Annotated in this window: 15 protein-coding genes; 8 read left to right on the top strand and 7 right to left on the bottom strand. The window is 45.6% G+C overall.

Translation table 11 applies throughout. The annotated features are described in order from the left end of the window. Positions 1 to 31: 31 nt before the first annotated feature. The 4 genes from B2337_RS10040 to B2337_RS10025 are packed head-to-tail and all read right to left on the bottom strand — an operon-like array spanning position 32 to position 3,906. Positions 32 to 196, bottom strand: coding sequence for a hypothetical protein (locus tag B2337_RS10040; protein ID WP_292359198.1), 165 nt, complete (start codon positions 194 to 196; stop codon positions 32 to 34). A gap of 12 nt (positions 197 to 208) precedes the next feature. Further along, a complete protein-coding gene (locus B2337_RS10035) occupies positions 209 to 1,576 on the bottom strand; it encodes an ammonium transporter (RefSeq protein WP_292359200.1) in 1,368 nt (455 codons plus the stop codon). Positions 1,577 to 1,601: 25 nt separating this feature from the next. Continuing rightward, positions 1,602 to 2,501 carry an ethanolamine ammonia-lyase subunit EutC gene (eutC, locus tag B2337_RS10030; RefSeq protein ID WP_292415182.1) on the bottom strand — a complete coding sequence of 300 codons (900 nt, stop codon included), beginning with the start codon at positions 2,499 to 2,501 and terminating at the stop codon, positions 1,602 to 1,604. Continuing rightward, on the bottom strand, positions 2,494 to 3,906 hold the full coding sequence (locus tag B2337_RS10025) for an ethanolamine ammonia-lyase subunit EutB (RefSeq protein WP_292415180.1): 1,413 nt from the start codon (positions 3,904 to 3,906) through the stop codon (positions 2,494 to 2,496). The genes eutC and B2337_RS10025 overlap by 8 nt, the downstream gene beginning before the upstream one ends. A 178-nt stretch (positions 3,907 to 4,084) precedes the next feature. Here B2337_RS10025 and B2337_RS10020 point away from each other — a divergent pair, with 178 nt between their 5' ends. Further along, positions 4,085 to 5,086, top strand: coding sequence for a helix-turn-helix domain-containing protein (locus B2337_RS10020; RefSeq protein ID WP_292415179.1), 1,002 nt, complete (start codon positions 4,085 to 4,087; stop codon positions 5,084 to 5,086). Here B2337_RS10020 and B2337_RS10015 read toward each other — a convergent pair. Together B2337_RS10015 and B2337_RS10010 are read right to left on the bottom strand one after the other, a co-directional pair. Next, the gene (locus tag B2337_RS10015; protein WP_292415178.1) at positions 5,073 to 5,438 is read right to left on the bottom strand and encodes a 5-carboxymethyl-2-hydroxymuconate Delta-isomerase; all 366 of its coding nucleotides are present in this window, start codon (positions 5,436 to 5,438) and stop codon (positions 5,073 to 5,075) included. The two genes, B2337_RS10020 and B2337_RS10015, sit on opposite strands and share 14 nt — an antisense overlap. 10 nt (positions 5,439 to 5,448) lie before the next feature. Next, complete coding sequence (locus tag B2337_RS10010; RefSeq protein ID WP_292359209.1) at positions 5,449 to 5,781, bottom strand: hypothetical protein; 333 nt, start codon at positions 5,779 to 5,781, stop codon at positions 5,449 to 5,451. Positions 5,782 to 5,896: 115 nt separating this feature from the next. Here B2337_RS10010 and B2337_RS10005 point away from each other — a divergent pair, with 115 nt between their 5' ends. The 5 genes from B2337_RS10005 to B2337_RS09985 all read left to right on the top strand — a co-directional run bounded on the left by B2337_RS10005 (position 5,897) and on the right by B2337_RS09985 (position 12,756). Further along, positions 5,897 to 6,262 carry a FlxA-like family protein gene (locus B2337_RS10005; RefSeq protein WP_292415177.1) on the top strand — a complete coding sequence of 122 codons (366 nt, stop codon included), beginning with the start codon at positions 5,897 to 5,899 and terminating at the stop codon, positions 6,260 to 6,262. Positions 6,263 to 6,503: 241 nt separating this feature from the next. Next, positions 6,504 to 7,070, top strand: coding sequence for a glycine cleavage system protein R (locus tag B2337_RS10000; protein ID WP_292359212.1), 567 nt, complete (start codon positions 6,504 to 6,506; stop codon positions 7,068 to 7,070). Positions 7,071 to 7,080: 10 nt separating this feature from the next. Next, on the top strand, positions 7,081 to 8,454 hold the full coding sequence (locus B2337_RS09995) for a PFL family protein (protein WP_292359214.1): 1,374 nt from the start codon (positions 7,081 to 7,083) through the stop codon (positions 8,452 to 8,454). 59 nt (positions 8,455 to 8,513) lie between these two features. Beyond that, positions 8,514 to 8,996, top strand: coding sequence for a hypothetical protein (locus B2337_RS09990; RefSeq protein WP_292415176.1), 483 nt, complete (start codon positions 8,514 to 8,516; stop codon positions 8,994 to 8,996). A gap of 436 nt (positions 8,997 to 9,432) precedes the next feature. Beyond that, positions 9,433 to 12,756: an EAL domain-containing protein gene (locus tag B2337_RS09985; protein WP_292415175.1), complete on the top strand. Its 3,324-nt coding sequence runs from the start codon at positions 9,433 to 9,435 to the stop codon at positions 12,754 to 12,756. Positions 12,757 to 12,791: 35 nt separating this feature from the next. On the opposite strand, the gene B2337_RS09980 is transcribed toward B2337_RS09985, so the two are convergent. Beyond that, a complete protein-coding gene (locus tag B2337_RS09980; protein ID WP_292415174.1) occupies positions 12,792 to 13,010 on the bottom strand; it encodes a YgdI/YgdR family lipoprotein in 219 nt (72 codons plus the stop codon). A 212-nt stretch (positions 13,011 to 13,222) separates the two neighbouring features. Between B2337_RS09980 and B2337_RS09975 the strand changes: the two genes are divergently transcribed. Together B2337_RS09975 and B2337_RS09970 are read left to right on the top strand one after the other, a co-directional pair. Then, on the top strand, positions 13,223 to 14,506 hold the full coding sequence (locus B2337_RS09975; RefSeq protein WP_292359223.1) for a GGDEF domain-containing protein: 1,284 nt from the start codon (positions 13,223 to 13,225) through the stop codon (positions 14,504 to 14,506). Between the two features lie 207 nt (positions 14,507 to 14,713). Further along, positions 14,714 to 15,049, top strand: coding sequence for a YegP family protein (locus tag B2337_RS09970; protein ID WP_292415172.1), 336 nt, complete (start codon positions 14,714 to 14,716; stop codon positions 15,047 to 15,049). Positions 15,050 to 15,256: the final 207 nt, after the last annotated feature.

Below are 15,256 nucleotides of genomic sequence, written 5' to 3'. Positions count from 1 at the left end.
TCAGTAAACCCTGCAAAAGCAGGAATCAATGCTATTTGATTTTTTCAAATGCCGCATTTTCATGGCGGATGATGGAGATAATCAAGCCAACAAGAATCGCCGCAGCGCCAAGGGCAAATAACACCAATGCAAATGGATTATCTGCAAAGGTAAAGTAGGCACTGACGTTTTCCCAGGTTGTAATTGAACTTCCCATAATTAAAGCTCCTTATGCTTCAGAACTGGCTAATTTATTTGGTACTTCACTGGTAGTCATTGCCGTCATTGCTGGAACGCTACCTTCAGGGTATGGCTTGGCGAGAATTTCCACTTCATCAATACCAATATCTTCACAGGCTTCAGGCACCCGCAGGATATTGGCTTTTTTCAGTAACAGCGATAAACCATACCCTGGAACAAAACCCATCAGCCCCATTACCGCCGCACCGATTAACTGACCGGTAAAGCTGATTGCAGGCAACCCTTCAATGTTGGGTGTTCCACCAGCAAACACGCCAACCATGACTAATGCGGCCAAACCTGTAAATCCATGGACAGTTACGGCGCCGACGGCATCATCAATACCGCGTTTTTCAAGGAATTTAGCAAATTGGATAGCGACAATGCCGGTGCAAACGGCAATGATGAAAGCCAGTGAAGGAGAATAGAGATCCAGACCGGCAGCCACTGAAATAATACCGACCAGACCACCTGACATGGTCCAGAAAGGATCACGTGTTGCGATGTAGCAACCAATGATGCCACCGGCAAATCCCATCAGCGTATTGAAGGCGAATGCTGACAGGTTCGTTGGTGTACCATAAATCGTACTCCAGCCTGTCTCGCCACCATTGAAGATGATGCAGCCACCAAGGAAACCAAAGAAGCCAAAGATAATCATCATCAGACCAATCAATGTCATTGGCAGACTGTGTGGTGAAATGATTTGTGGTACGCCGTTGATAAATTTGCCTTTACGAGCGCCCAGATTCATTAATACACCTAATGTAAAGAAACCGGCTACAGCATGCACAACGCCCGATGCACCGAGATCGTGGTAACCAAATTTGGTTAATAACCAGCCATCTGGATGCCAGCCCCATGCACCTGCCATAATCCAGACCACACCTCCGAGGAAGATAGTCAGAATCAAAAAGGAACTGACGCGTATCCGTTCAATGACGGCCCCGGAGAGTATTGAGCCCGTGGTCGCACCAAATAAAGCAAACGCAGCCCAGAATATGCCGGTTCCCATATCCTGAACATCCGGTCCCATACTGGCGGACCAGGGCAGTGCTGCTGCAGCTTCAATCGGCACAAAGCCATTTGGAAAAGCGTTATAAATCCACCAGCCGAACAGGTAAAAAGCCGGAATAATCACTGCAATAGCAAGAATATTCTTGATACCGGCGGCTAACGCATTTTTACTTCGTGAAGCACCCATTTCATAAGCCAGAAAGCCAGCATGAATCATTAACATGATGGCAGTACACCACCAGTAAAAAACTTCTATATTCATGGCCTGATGCATTTCAAACACAGCTTGCTGGGCATCCAAAGCTGCCTGCAAGGATTCTAGTGTTGGCGAGTTTTCCATCTTACTATCCTCTTTTTAGTTAAAGTCATTTCCCATTCACCCCTTTTCGGTCAACGTTGTTGTCCAGCAAAAAGCTGGTTTGAACGGCGCTGCTATCAATGATCTTCTCAGTTGAACGATCCTTGATAGCAACCCCAGAACACTGGAGTCTGCGAGCTTCGCTTAGCAGATAGAGACATTTATGTGCAGCCGCAGCATAAGAAAGGCCTGCCAGCCGTACATTGGAAATGCAGTTACGCTTGTCATCGGTCAGGCCTCTTTTGGGCGACCAGGTCAGATATAAGCCAAGGCTGTCAGGTGAACTGAGACCGGGACGTTCACCAATCAGCATCAACACCGCCCGGGTGTTTAACGCTTCACCGATATCATCGCCAATGGCCACTCGGCCTTGATTGACCAGACTGATTGGCGCCAGGGAAAAGTCTGGAATTTCTTTCAGCAGTAACGGCAATAAACTGGCAATAAACTTCACAGCATTTTGGTGAATGGCCTTTGCAGATAATCCATCGGCAATCACTAAAGCCAGGTCGTAAGGAGTGTTGGTGTAATGCGGTTTCAAACTGGCAAAACCCGCTTCATCTAGCTGACGGCCATAGTCCGGACGTTGCAAATAAGTCACGCGATCAATGGCTTTGCTGTGTAATACCAGTGATTGTTGTGAATTGATTTGTGGAAATTCTTGCTGCAGTTGGTTTAGCTGTTGTTGTAGGGTTTCGATATCCAGTTCGGTATGCACGGCATCACGCGCCTGAGCATGAGCTAATTGAAATTCGAGGGTTTCACGAGTCGGTGTGCTGACACCGGCACGGCCAATACCAATACGTGCAGCCGTAAATTGTCTGAGTTGACGCCATGGGTTATGAGTGATCAGGCTATCGGCTGCCTGTTCGTCATCAACAATCAACATGTTGGTAACTTCAACCATGATAATGTTTCACGGCGGAATGACTCAGTGTGCCAGCAAAGGCGGGGGGGAAATGATTGCTCAAGCAGGCCATCCCGGCATTGCTCATGATTTGCATCTTTTCCAGCCACGCTTCGAATTCCGGTGCAGCACCCAAACCCAAAACACGGCGGGCATATAAAGCATCATGAAAAGATGTTGTCTGATAATTGAGCATGATGTCGTCTGAGCCGGGAATGCCCATCACAAATGAACAACCAGCCGTACCGAGTAAGGTCAGCAGATTATCCATATCATTCTGATCGGCTTCGGCATGATTGGTGTAGCAGACATCGCAGCCCATTGGCAGCCCCAGTAACTTGCCACAGAAATGATCTTCCAGACCCGCGCGAATAATCTCCTTTCCATCAAACAAATATTCAGGACCAATAAAGCCGACGACAGTATTGACCAGTAATGGCTTGAATTTACGAGCCACGGCGTAGGCGCGAGCTTCGCAGGTTTGTTGATCCAGACCATGATGGGCATTGGCTGACAGCGAACTGCCTTGTCCGGTTTCGAAATACATGACGTTCTGTCCGACCGTGCCACGATTAAGTGACAAAGCGGCTTGTTGAGCTTCAGCTAATATCGCCAGATTAAAGCCAAAGCTGCTATTGGTTTTTTCGGTACCGCCGATCGATTGAAATACCAGATCCACCGGCGCACCGTTTTCGATGCATTCCAGGGTGTTAGTGACGTGGGTCAAAACGCAGGATTGAGTCGGGATCTCATATAAGGAAATCACTTCATCCATCAAACACATCAAACGAGTGGCCTGAGTCACATTATCGGTTGCCGGATTAATGCCAATAACCGCATCACCAGAACCGTAAAGCAGACCATCCAGCATGCTGGCGGCGATGCCATTGACATCATCCGTCGGATGATTGGGTTGCAGACGGGTAGATAAACGTTTTGGCAGACCAATGGTGTTGCGAAAAGAAGTAACTACCCGACATTTCTGAGCCACCAGAATCAGATCCTGATTACGCATGATTTTGCTGACTGCCGCCGCCATTTCCGGTGTCACACCGGGACTGACCTGATTTAGTTTTTCGGTATCAGTTGCATCGGTCAGTAGCCAGTTACGAAAATCGCCGACAGTCAGATGTGAAATAGTCGAAAACGCCTGGACATCATGTTCATCGATAATTAATCGGGTGATTTCATCCTCTTCATAAGGCACTAAAGTCTCATTCAGAAAGGTTTTCAATGGCACTTCAGCCAACAGTAACTGGGCAACTGCACGTTGCTCTGCTGTTTCAGCAATAACACCCGCCAACCGGTCTCCAGATCGAGCAGGGGATGCCTTAGCCATCAGGTCTGCCAGGTTGGCAAATTGATAGGTTTTGCTGCCCAATTGGTAACGATAGCTCTGACCCATAAATTTCTTTAAATCCAAGTGGATGGAATAAAAATTGCCTGTGAATAAACAAAGTTTACAAATGATTAATGCGATATCTGTACCCAGCGAATATCGAAAATCGGCAAAAAAATATTAGGTTTATATTCAGTTACTTACTTAGTTGCGGGCGGCTTTATTACTAAAACAGGTAAAGCAAATGACAAACGAACTGGAAAAATTTGCACCTAAACAAAGCGAGGTTGTATCGAAATGGTGCGTTCTGGAGGCAACGGATGCGGATGAGCAGGCGCATAATCTGAAAGACTGGCAACAGCAATATGACCAGATGAGTCATGGACGTTTTTACGGCAGAATTGAAGAAGTACGCTTTGAATCAATACATGCATTTCGTGAGCACACCAGTCAAACGGTGAGGCAACAATGCAATGTCTGGCCAAACGCAATCTGGTTAGGACTGTCAGCAGATGAAAAGTCTTGTCGCATTAACGGTCATCATATTAGTCGGGATCATGTGATGATTCGGCCAGGCAATACGCAGTTTGAACTGGTCACCCCAGAGCAATTTAATATTTTTGGCATTGTAGTCAATCAGGACAACTTGAACGAAGTCGCCTGTCAGAACGGAATAAAACTGGATGACAGCCTGTTTCATTCACCATTAAGGGTATGGCACTCAGCCAAACTTAATTCTCTGCGATATTTGCTTAATAAGGTATTGAAACCTCAGCAGGACAGGCTGAGCAGACATCATCAGGAAGAGATATTAATGATGGCTGTGCTGGAAATTTTGCAACAAAACGAACAGAAGATTCCCCAAAAGCCAAGCTTTGCCAAACGTCGTGCAGTTGTGCAAAAAGTGACGACTTATCTGGAAGAACATCATGACAAACCCATAACGATTACGGATATGTGTCACCTGGCACATGTCAGTCGACGTACTTTGCAATACTGTTTTGAAGATGTACTGGGAATCAGTCCGTTGAAATGTGTACGAATTTCGCGGCTTAATGCGGTAAGACGAGTTTTGCTGCAGGGGTTACAGAAAGACGAAACCATTTCGATGATCGCGCAGCAACACGGTTTTTTTCATGCTGGTCAGTTTACGCAAGACTACACCAATCTGTTTGGAGAGAATCCATCCGTCACGGCAATGCGTCATCAGCAATTACCGCACATGAAGCTGGTTATTCACGACTAACAAAACCCCGGATTACAGAGTGTTTGGCATAGCTTTCGCTATGCATATCAACCGCCTCAACCGTTAATGTTATTGCCGACAATTTGATATTTTCCAGAGCTTGCAGGATCCCCGCTGTTAGCCGTTGCTTCTGTAGCACTGTACGGCCACTATGCAGCCTGATGGTTACATGAATAAAGTCATGATACTCACCAGCCAGTTGAAAATAATCGTATGCCAGGGCACGCGTTTTGATGTGTGATGTATCAAATAATCCCGAATCCAGCGTAGCCTGATGCACAACATCAACCAGAAGGGACGGCGACAGGGCCGATTCCAAACTGCTGGAATATTCGATGATGCAATGTGGCAACGCTAATTCCTTACCTGAGCAGTAGATAGAGACAAATCAAAATAGCTACTGTCGATAGCCCAAACGATATAAACAGCAGAGTACGATAAGTTGCAACCTGCTTTTTGGCCTGTTCAGCAGCGGTTTCAAATCCGCTAATCGCTTGCTGCATGTTCTCGGCAAGGACATGAATGGATTGGGCATTCTGCGTCGCCGCCTCCTGTAATTCTTCGATCTGCTTTACCAGAACCGGATCAGCCTTAACGGTTTCAGGTTTAGCGGTAAAGGCAGGAATGGCATAGGCCGCAACCTGGGCGACATACGGTGCGACTGCTTTGATAATGGGTAAAAATTGAATGGCCATAAAGCAACCCGTGATTAAGTAAGCGAAACGTGGTTTTTTAATAAGCCGGCAGAAAAATTAACGTTATTCTGATAAATGCCGACATTGTGATTGATCTGTTTATGGAAACTCTATCATGAGTATAGGGATTACTGTCGACATGCGTTCTCTCTCTGCTTCCGGTCAATCGGTTGTGAGTGATAATAAATCAGCTGGCCGTTCGCTAGAGTCCAGAATAGCGGCATTAAAACAAAAACTCGTCGATCTGTTTGAAGAGCTGAAACAGGCGAGTCAGGAAAGAACGCCCAAGACAGTCGATAAGATCAAAATGATTCAAATGCAAATCCAGGTCACCCAGGCCCAGATAATGCAGCTAGAAGCGATGCAGCAGCAAAAATTGCAAAATGAGCAGTGTGCCAAACGTGAAGATAATGCAATCAATCATAAAGTTGCGATTGATACAGAGCCGACATTCAGTAGAAAATTAGATACCTATATCTAATCACAGCTCATTAAGTGAAAACCGTCATTGAATTACGCTGTTTTGCCCTCATTTGTTAAGCTATCCGACTTAATAATTATCTGCATACCGTATTCCCCTAATGAAAAACGGCATTATAAATTCGATGCACATTGCGATATTGTCGCAAAGCCGTTGTCTATTGAGCTTCCGGTAGCCATCATTAATAACTGGCATTGCCCATTTTAGATTTTAATCCATCGATCTCAGACAAGGAGACATCGTGAATAAGGCACTTATTTCGGTTCTTGGCACTGACCAACCCGGCATTATGGCGGCGGTCGCCACTGTCATCACTGAACATGGCGGTAATATAGAAAACCTCAGTCAAACGTTGCTTCAATCAGTATTCGGCGCGTTATTAATGGTGTCGATGCCCGAAGAAAAACAGTGCGAAGAGCTTCATCAGGCGCTTCAGCAAGTTGGTCAGAAGATGCGACTGTCGATCCATGTCGATCCCTGGGATGAGCAATTAACCCCCTGGCAGGAAAATACACCTGAAGTTCAGCCCTACATCCTGACCGTCATCGGGCCTGATCGTCGTGGACTGGTGGCAGAAGTGTCTACCCATCTGGCGCAACATGGCGTTAATATCACGAATATTCAGGCAATATTTAAGGGCGGCAAAAACCCGATGGATAATCTGATGGTGTTTGAAGTTGATGTACCGCGTTCAACCGTTATGCAGGATCTGCGTGACGCGTTAGAGGAAGTCGGTCAAAGACTGGATATCGAAATCGATACACAGCATCGCAAGATTTTCGAATCCGTGAGCAACATCAGCAATTAAGGAAACCCTCATGCTCAACGAAAAAGATATTATTTCAACCCTGATGATGGTGCGGGAACAAAACCTGGATCTTCGCACCGTGACTGTTGGCATCAACCTGACGGATTGTGTCAGTCATGATCTGGAAACGTTCAAACGTAAAATTTACGACAAAATCACTCGTTACGCTGGCCAATTGGTCGCTTCCTGTAACCGTATCGAAAGACGCTATGGCATTGAAGTTGCCAACAAACGTATTTCCATTAGTCCAATCGGTGTGGTGGGTGCGCCTTTCAGTTCAAAGCAATTAGTGGAGGTGGCCGTTACGCTTGATAAGGCAGCACATGAACTGGGTGTGGATTTTATCGGTGGATTTACTGCGCTGGTAGAGAAGGGCATGAGTAAAGGTGATCAGGCTTTGATCGAAGCGATTCCCCAGGCGCTGACTGAAACGCAACGCATCTGCTCATCGGTAAATGTTGCCAGCACCCGTGCCGGTATCAATATGGATGCCATCCTCAAAATGGGCCAAATCATTAAACAGGCTGCAGAACTCACCGCTGATGATGATGGCCTGGCCGCTGCTAAATTAGTGGTGTTTGCCAATATTCCGCAGGATGTACCGTTTATGGCGGGTGCTTATCTAGGTATCGGTGAGGCAGATGCCGTTGTCAGTGTAGGGGTGAGTGGACCGGGCGTAGTGAAAGCCGCTTTGGAAAAAGCCCTGGCGGAAGATGACAATATGGATCTGAGCCGTGCGGCGGACGTGATTAAACAAACGGCTGCCAGATTAACTCGTGCCGGTGAGCTGGTTGGCCGCGAAGTGGCACAATTACTTAATCTGCCATTTGGTATTGTCGACTTGTCTCTGGCACCTACACCGAATCGTAATGACAGTGTTGGCGAAATCTTTGAAGCGATTGGCATACCGGCATTTGGTGCGCCAGGCAGTACCGCGTTTTTATCCATGCTCAATGATGCCGTGAAGAAAGGTGGCGCCTTTGCCAGTTCACATGTGGGCGGATTGAGTGGGGCGTTTATTCCGGTTTGTGAAGATTTGACCATTGCTGAGTCAGCAGCCAATGGCACCTTGAGTCTGGAAAAACTTGAAGCCATGACCGCTGTCTGTTCTGTCGGTCTGGATATGGTAGCGATCCCGGGTGATACCTCAGCTGAAATGATTTCAGCAATCATTGCGGATGAAATGGCCATCGGTGTTATCAATAAGAAAACGACAGCCGCAAGGTTGATTCCTGCGCCTGGCAAAAAAGCTGGTGATATTGTGCGTTTCGGTGGTTTATTGGGTGAAGGCCCGGTGATGGCCGTCAATATGGGCAGTCATGAAAATCGCTTTGTACGATTGGGTGGACGAATTCCGGCGCCGATTCAAAGTCTGGTCAACTAGCGAATGACCCCATACCAGTCAGTCAGCTGGTGTGGGGGATCAACACCCGAATATTCATCATGAAAAAACTGGTTCTGCAAATCATCATTCGGCAATGGGATAAATCTCAGCTTTCAAAACAACATATTGAAGAACGGCAAGCCTTACCCGGGCGATATCCCATTAGTTCTTCGGCACAAATGCTCTTTGATGGGCGGGTGTTGCTGGATCAGCAGGGTGACGATGTGATGGGCAATCGTATTCGTTTTCAGTTGGTAGAAAATGCTGTGTTGATTGACCGTTTCAGGTTTGATCTGGATGTCCAGACAGTCGAGTTTAAAGCCCGACTGCAGGTCGATGAACAGCCCAAATTACTCGCCACACTAAATAACGGATGGATGCAGTTTCAGTACCAATGGCGCTACCGGGTTGAGCAAGGCGGTTTTATTTACTGGCTTTATGAAAACCTGATCATCAATGCCTGTTTTGTTGAAAAAAACGAGGTAACTATTTTTATGAACTCGACACCGAATCAACGGTTTTTTCATCTCTTACCAAACTAGCCTTTAACCTATACTCCCTGAGCAAGGCATAAATATATCGTTGCTAACATGAACATGTTCAGTTGAATACGCTATGCTTAATTTTGCGATGGAGTGCATAGGTTTTTTTGATTAACAGGCTTACAATGCCATTCCATATCTACAGCCCGAAATATTTTTATTTCTTAAGGGGCAGTCTCTATAGTCAGAGAAAACATCCTTTTTTGGGGCAGGAATACCCCTTGTAATAATAGGGAAATATGCCTAATATTTCTTTAAATTTAGGTGTGTGCAGGATGCCTCAACTATATTCATTCGATTGCTTTTAAACGGTCTGACCGGACCCAAAAATCTGTATATAAAACCCTTAAATCAATAGTTAAGTTTTAATCAAAGACAAGGTGTTAACCGTATTTTTAATGAATTCCACAGCCAAAATATTTCCAGAAAGATATCTGTGAATAATCGTTTAGCAGATACGTTGCCGGTTGCCATTGTGAAGTTTTGCCTGCAGGCCAGAAATCGGATAGCCATACTCGACAGTACAGCCGGCCTAATTGATATTTTCGGTATTACCCATACCGAGATCATCAAAGATTCCTCTCTGGCCTGGGAGTACGTTCATCCTGATGATCAGGCCAATATACTGCAGGAATTGCATGCCTCGGCGCTAACGATGCAACCCGTTAACATACGGTGGCGGGTATTTAATCCTGTAAAAGGCGAGATTCTGGTGGACTGCAAGGCCTTGCCTGAAGCAGATGAAGATACCGAAACGGGTATTGTCTGGCATGGGTATTTTCAGGACATCACCGAGGCTGGACGCAATGAACAGGAACATCAGGCGCATCTGCATTTTCTGGAATCTCTGGATCAAGTCAATCGAGCCATTCAGGGCACCAATAATCTTGAAAAGATGATGAGTGATGTTCTTGAAGCGATTCTCAACTGTTTTGGTTGTGATCGGGCATGGCTCATTTATCCCTGTGATCCGGAGAGTGCTTCGTGGAGTGTGCCCATGGAACAGACTCATCCTGATTACCCTGGCGGTTTTGCGGCAGGGATTGACTACCCCATGACAACGGAATCTGCCGCGGCAATAAATGCGTATCTGAGCTCAAGTGAGCCAGTTACGTTGATTACGGATATCGAAAGTCCTGACTCGCCCGACTTTCTGAGGGATTATCAGGTGCGGTCATTAATTGGCACGGCAATCTATCCCAAAATAGGTAAACCATGGGTGTTTGGCTTACACCAATGTTCGTATCAACGTGTCTGGACCAGTGAAGAAAAACGTTTATTCAGTGAAATCGGTCATCGTTTATCGGATGGGTTGACCAGTTTGCTGATATATCGTGAGCAACGTGAAAGTGATGAGCGTTTTCGCCAGGCGTTTGAATTTGCAGCCATCGGCATGGGAATATTATCGTTAAACGGACAATGGTTGCGTGCCAACCAATCCATCTATGAAATGTTTGGTTATTCTGAAGAAGAATTGCGACAGATGACCTATCAGGAAATGACGCATCCTGACGATTTGCTAAGAGGGAAAGAGGATGTCACCAGACTGATAGCTGGCGAACTTTCCTTTATTCAGCTTGAAAAACGCTATCGACATCAGAACGGTCAGTATTTTTGGGCGAGGCTGACGACCAGTATTGTTCGGGACAGGAATAACCAGCCACTCTATTTTGTATCGCAGATAGAAAATATTGATCAGCATAAAAAGGCCGATCAAAGTATTGCCTTGCTGAACTTTGCCATTAACCAGGTAAAGGAATGTATTTATCTGTTAGACAAGAACGCACGCATTCGTTATGTAAATGATGAGACTTGTCATGCGATGGGTTACAGCCGTGAAGAACTCTTGCAAATGACGGTGCACGATGTTGATCCAGAAACGCCTGAAGATCGCTGGGGCGAGCATTGGGAAGAGCTCAAACAGGAACATTCAATCCGTTTAGAAACAAAACACCGGACAAAGTCAGGCAAAATTATTCCAATCGAAGTAAATGCTAATTATTTTGAATATAACGGCATCGGCTACAATCTTGCGCTGACACATGACATCACGGAAAGAAAGGCCGTTGAAAACGCATTACAGGAACAGGAGGAACGTTTTCGTCAGCTTGCCGAGAATATTGAAGAGGTCGTGTGGCTGTCCGATCTGGCGATGGGTCAAATTCTTTACATTAGCCCGGCTTATGAAGCAATCTGGGGCAGAAGTTGCGAAAGCCTCTACGAAAACCCCTCATCCTGGCTGGAAACCATCCATCCTGAAGATATCGATTATGTCAGACAAGCACTGACTGAAGGCAGAGTCAGTGGGGAATACGATATAGAATTTCGGATTATTCGTCCGGATCATGCCATCAAACATATTCACCAACGGGCCTTTGCGATTGAAAATGAAGCGGGTGAAATTTACCGGGTTGCGGGTACTGCTCAGGACATTACTGAACGTAAGGAACAGGAAGCCCATATAGAATATCTTGCCTATCATGACTCATTGACGGCTTTGCCCAACCGGTTACTGACCATGAATCGTCTTGAGCATGCGATTACCCACACCATCCGTCATTCAAAAACATTAGCCGTTCTGTTTCTGGATTTGGATCGTTTCAAAAACATTAATGACTCTCTGGGTCATCAAACCGGTGATTTATTATTGCAACAGGTCGGTGCCCGTCTGTCTCAGATATTAAGGGAAGAAGATACCATCGGCCGTGTCGGTGGTGATGAGTTCCTGATTCTGCTGCCCAGCCTTGTCGGCCCGGATGATGCGGCACATGTTGCCAGCAAACTGATAAATATACTGTCGCTACCGTTCAGTGTGTTGGGCCGTCAGCTGCATATTAATGCCAGTATTGGTATCAGTCTGTGTCCACGGGATGCCAATAATGCTGACTTATTAGTCAAATATGCAGATACCTCCCTGTATCTGGCCAAAGAGCATGGAAGAGGGATTTTCCGTTTCTTCAGTCCGGAATTGGATCAAAAGGTTCATGCGCGACTGCAACTGGAAAACGATCTTCGTTTTGCATTAGAGCGAAACCAGCTTTATCTGCATTATCAACCGTTGATGGATCTGGACACGGGGGAATGTATTGGTACAGAAGCGTTATTGAGATGGTCACATCCTGAAATCGGCATCATTTCACCCGCAGACTTTATTCCCGTTGCAGAAGAAACCGGGCTGATCTTACCCATCGGAGATTGGGTTTTACGCACAGCCTGCGCTCAGGCAAAAGCGTGGTTTGATGCCGGAAAAACAAATTTCAGAATGGCGGTCAACCTGTCACGCCGACAACTTGATTCAGTTGGTTTAGCGATTGATGTCAGACAAATCCTCAACGAAACCGGATGCCCGGCCCATTTGCTGGAACTGGAAGTCACTGAATCAAGTGCCATGCAAAACCCGGAACAGGCAATTGTCATATTAAACTCATTACATGAAATGGGAATTTGTCTGGCATTGGATGATTATGGCACCGGTTATTCAAGTCTCGCTTACTTAAAACGCTTTCCGTTTGACCGGCTTAAAATTGATCGCTCATTTATTGATGGTATTCCTGATGATGCGGATGATATGAGTATCGTGCAGACAACAATTGTTCTGGCTCGGCAGTTACGCCTTCATGTCATCGCTGAAGGGGTGGAAACGCAGGCTCAATGTGACTTTCTTAAGCAAAATGGATGTGATGAAATTCAGGGATACCTGTATGCCAGACCCATGTCGAGTGAAGATGTGGAAAAGCGTTTTGGGCTGTATAAAACATAGAAAAGAACCGGCGGGCCGAAGCCCGCCCTACACAATTAACGTTCTTTAATTTCACTCACATCCCCAACAGGAATCTGGTTCTCGCGACCTTCTTCGTCTTCATATTCAATCATGCCGGTTTCATCATTGACTTCTGGTTTGGTTGCACTATCAATCATGCGGCCATCATTGGTCGCAATAATGTGATCTTTGGCGCAACCTGCCAGGCCGATAAATAAAGTGGCAAATATTACAGTTAAAAAAGACTGCTTCATGGGTACCTCCCGAGTTAGAAAAACAGAAACTGCTTTTGTATGACGACCTCATGGATTTATGGTTGCGAGAGGTTTTTCCTGACTTTCAGGTGAATATTGGACCCTGGATATGGATTTATTCCCAGACTGCGAAATAGAACAATAAGAGAGCTTAACCATGAATATAAGGCGGTTTCGCTTGTCAGATGCCTGTCAACACGTAAGAATATGTCATGGATAAACCTTTTCTTGACTCATTTAGCGAATACGTAGATTTACTGCTCGACGCAATTTGTGCGGTGGATGAAGAAAGTCGCATCATCTATATCAGTAACGGAGCACAGCGTGTCTTTGGTTATCCTCCGGAAGATATGATTGGCAAGCGAATGCTGGATCTGTTGCATCCCGAAGATCACGACAAAACTCAGCAAAGCATCACGACGGTTATGCAGGATAAGCAAGTGCTTGATTTTGAAAACCGTTACATTCGTAATGATGGTCAAGTCGTGCATCTGCTCTGGTCAACCAGCTGGTCAGAAAAACATAAAATGCGTCTGGGTGTGGCCCGTGACATTACCCGCATTAAAGCGGCTGAAGCGATGCAACAATCGCTGATTTCTATCTCGGATACTGCTCACAGAACCAATAACATCAAGCCACTTTGTCAGCAGGTTTTATATCACCTTAATACGCATTTACCGGTGGCGACTTTTGGTATTGCGTTAAAAATGCCGGGGAATGAAACCTGGAAGATGCTGTTTGAAAGCGTAAGGGACTGTTTAAGCCCGCTTAAAGATGAGGTGATGTTCAGAATCGCCAGTCACAGTGATATGGCGCTTGAAACAATTGATGGCAAATTAATGCTGCTGGTCCCATTGCAATTAAATGAGGCAGGTTTTGGCCTCATGGCATTGGCATTAACCGAGCCGGATTTTTCACTGAACGAAAATGACCAGGCTTTGCTGACCTTTACCGCTTCTCAAATTGGTACAGCTGTAGAGCGTCACCAAATGCTTGACCGACTGCAATATCTCGCTTTGTACGATGCTTTGACTGGCTTGCCAAATCGCGAATTGTTTCAGGATCGTATACAACGATCCTTGTTGCGGGCCAAACGCGAACAAACGCATTTTGCCCTGATGTATATGGATCTGGATAAATTCAAAGAGGCCAACGATACCTTTGGCCATGCAGCAGGAGATTGTCTATTAAAGGAAGCCGCGCTCCGCATCACGCAATGTGTTCGTGAAACGGATACAGTAGTGAGGTTTGGCGGCGATGAATTCGTTGTTTTGCTTGATGCCGTTGAAAATCGAAATGGCGCTTTTGGCGTCGCCGAAAAAATTCGGGTGGAACTCGCAAAACCTTATGAATGGCAAGGAAACGAAATAGAACTATCAGTCAGTATCGGCATTTCTGTTTTCCCTCAACAGGGTGAACAAATCACTCAGCTCATTGCAGCTGCTGACGAAGCTATGTACAAAGCCAAAAAGCGCGGTAAAAACTGTATTTGTTGAGTTGAATTAGCCTCGTTATATGGAGTCTGAATGCAGTGATCTGGTTCGAAAATTCCAGCCTGGTATCAAAGTTGTTGAGCTTCATATATCAGCGTCAACCTACTATTGTGACAACATTATTTTGTTGCAAGCCATTGAGAAAAAGATTATTTTCATCTCAACGACTTGGAAGCAATGTGTTTTTTTACCAGAGGTAGGGAGAATGTCATGGCAGCAAAGTTCGAAATCTATGAAGACAAAGCAGGGGAGCATCGTTTCCGGCTCAAAGCCGGTAATGGTGAAATTATTTTGGGCAGTGAAGGTTACTCTTCAAAATCAGCCTGTAATAACGGCATCGAATCAGTCAGAAAAAATGCACCGGATGACAGCCGTTATGAAAAGAAAGAATCAGCAGGCGGCAAGTTTTCCTTCACTTTGAAAGCTGCCAATCATCAGGTTATCGGCACCAGTCAAAGTTATAAAACTGCCTCTGGTCGTGATAATGGTATTGAGTCAGTCAAAAAAAATGCGCCTGATGCCAAAATAGATGACCAAACTCAGTAAGCAATATATGGGCCTTCGGGCCCATTTTTTTATATTCCACTCGTTCAAATAAAAGCGAAGTGCTCCTTTCGCTCCAGACTCAGTTCAGAGTGACAAATCATGCTGTAATTTCTATTTGATTGAATACTGTAAATTTCAGCTGACTCGGGTGTTGTTGTTGTTTACAAAAGAAAGGTGTTCAAAGCGCAACCCTTTTGCCGATATTAC

The sequence above is a fragment of the Methylophaga sp. UBA3192 genome (genome assembly GCA_002363955.1).
Classification (GTDB): Bacteria; Pseudomonadota; Gammaproteobacteria; order Nitrosococcales; family Methylophagaceae; genus Methylophaga.
Note: the sequence above shows the minus strand (reverse complement) of the source record. Positions and strands in the feature narration are given on the sequence as shown.

Coding starts and splice junctions, on each gene's coding strand:
- B2337_RS10040 (WP_292359198.1), bottom strand. CDS start 196: ATGGGAAGTTCAATTACAACCTGGGAAAACGTCAGTGCCTACTTTACC.
- B2337_RS09980 (WP_292415174.1), bottom strand. CDS start 13,010: ATGAAGCAGTCTTTTTTAACTGTAATATTTGCCACTTTATTTATCGGC.
- B2337_RS09995 (WP_292359214.1), top strand. CDS start 7,081: ATGCTCAACGAAAAAGATATTATTTCAACCCTGATGATGGTGCGGGAA.
- B2337_RS10020 (WP_292415179.1), top strand. CDS start 4,085: ATGACAAACGAACTGGAAAAATTTGCACCTAAACAAAGCGAGGTTGTA.
- B2337_RS10035 (WP_292359200.1), bottom strand. CDS start 1,576: ATGGAAAACTCGCCAACACTAGAATCCTTGCAGGCAGCTTTGGATGCC.
- B2337_RS09970 (WP_292415172.1), top strand. CDS start 14,714: ATGGCAGCAAAGTTCGAAATCTATGAAGACAAAGCAGGGGAGCATCGT.
- B2337_RS09975 (WP_292359223.1), top strand. CDS start 13,223: ATGGATAAACCTTTTCTTGACTCATTTAGCGAATACGTAGATTTACTG.
- B2337_RS10005 (WP_292415177.1), top strand. CDS start 5,897: ATGAGTATAGGGATTACTGTCGACATGCGTTCTCTCTCTGCTTCCGGT.
- B2337_RS09990 (WP_292415176.1), top strand. CDS start 8,514: ATGAAAAAACTGGTTCTGCAAATCATCATTCGGCAATGGGATAAATCT.
- B2337_RS10025 (WP_292415180.1), bottom strand. CDS start 3,906: ATGGGTCAGAGCTATCGTTACCAATTGGGCAGCAAAACCTATCAATTT.
- B2337_RS10010 (WP_292359209.1), bottom strand. CDS start 5,781: ATGGCCATTCAATTTTTACCCATTATCAAAGCAGTCGCACCGTATGTC.
- eutC (WP_292415182.1), bottom strand. CDS start 2,501: ATGGTTGAAGTTACCAACATGTTGATTGTTGATGACGAACAGGCAGCC.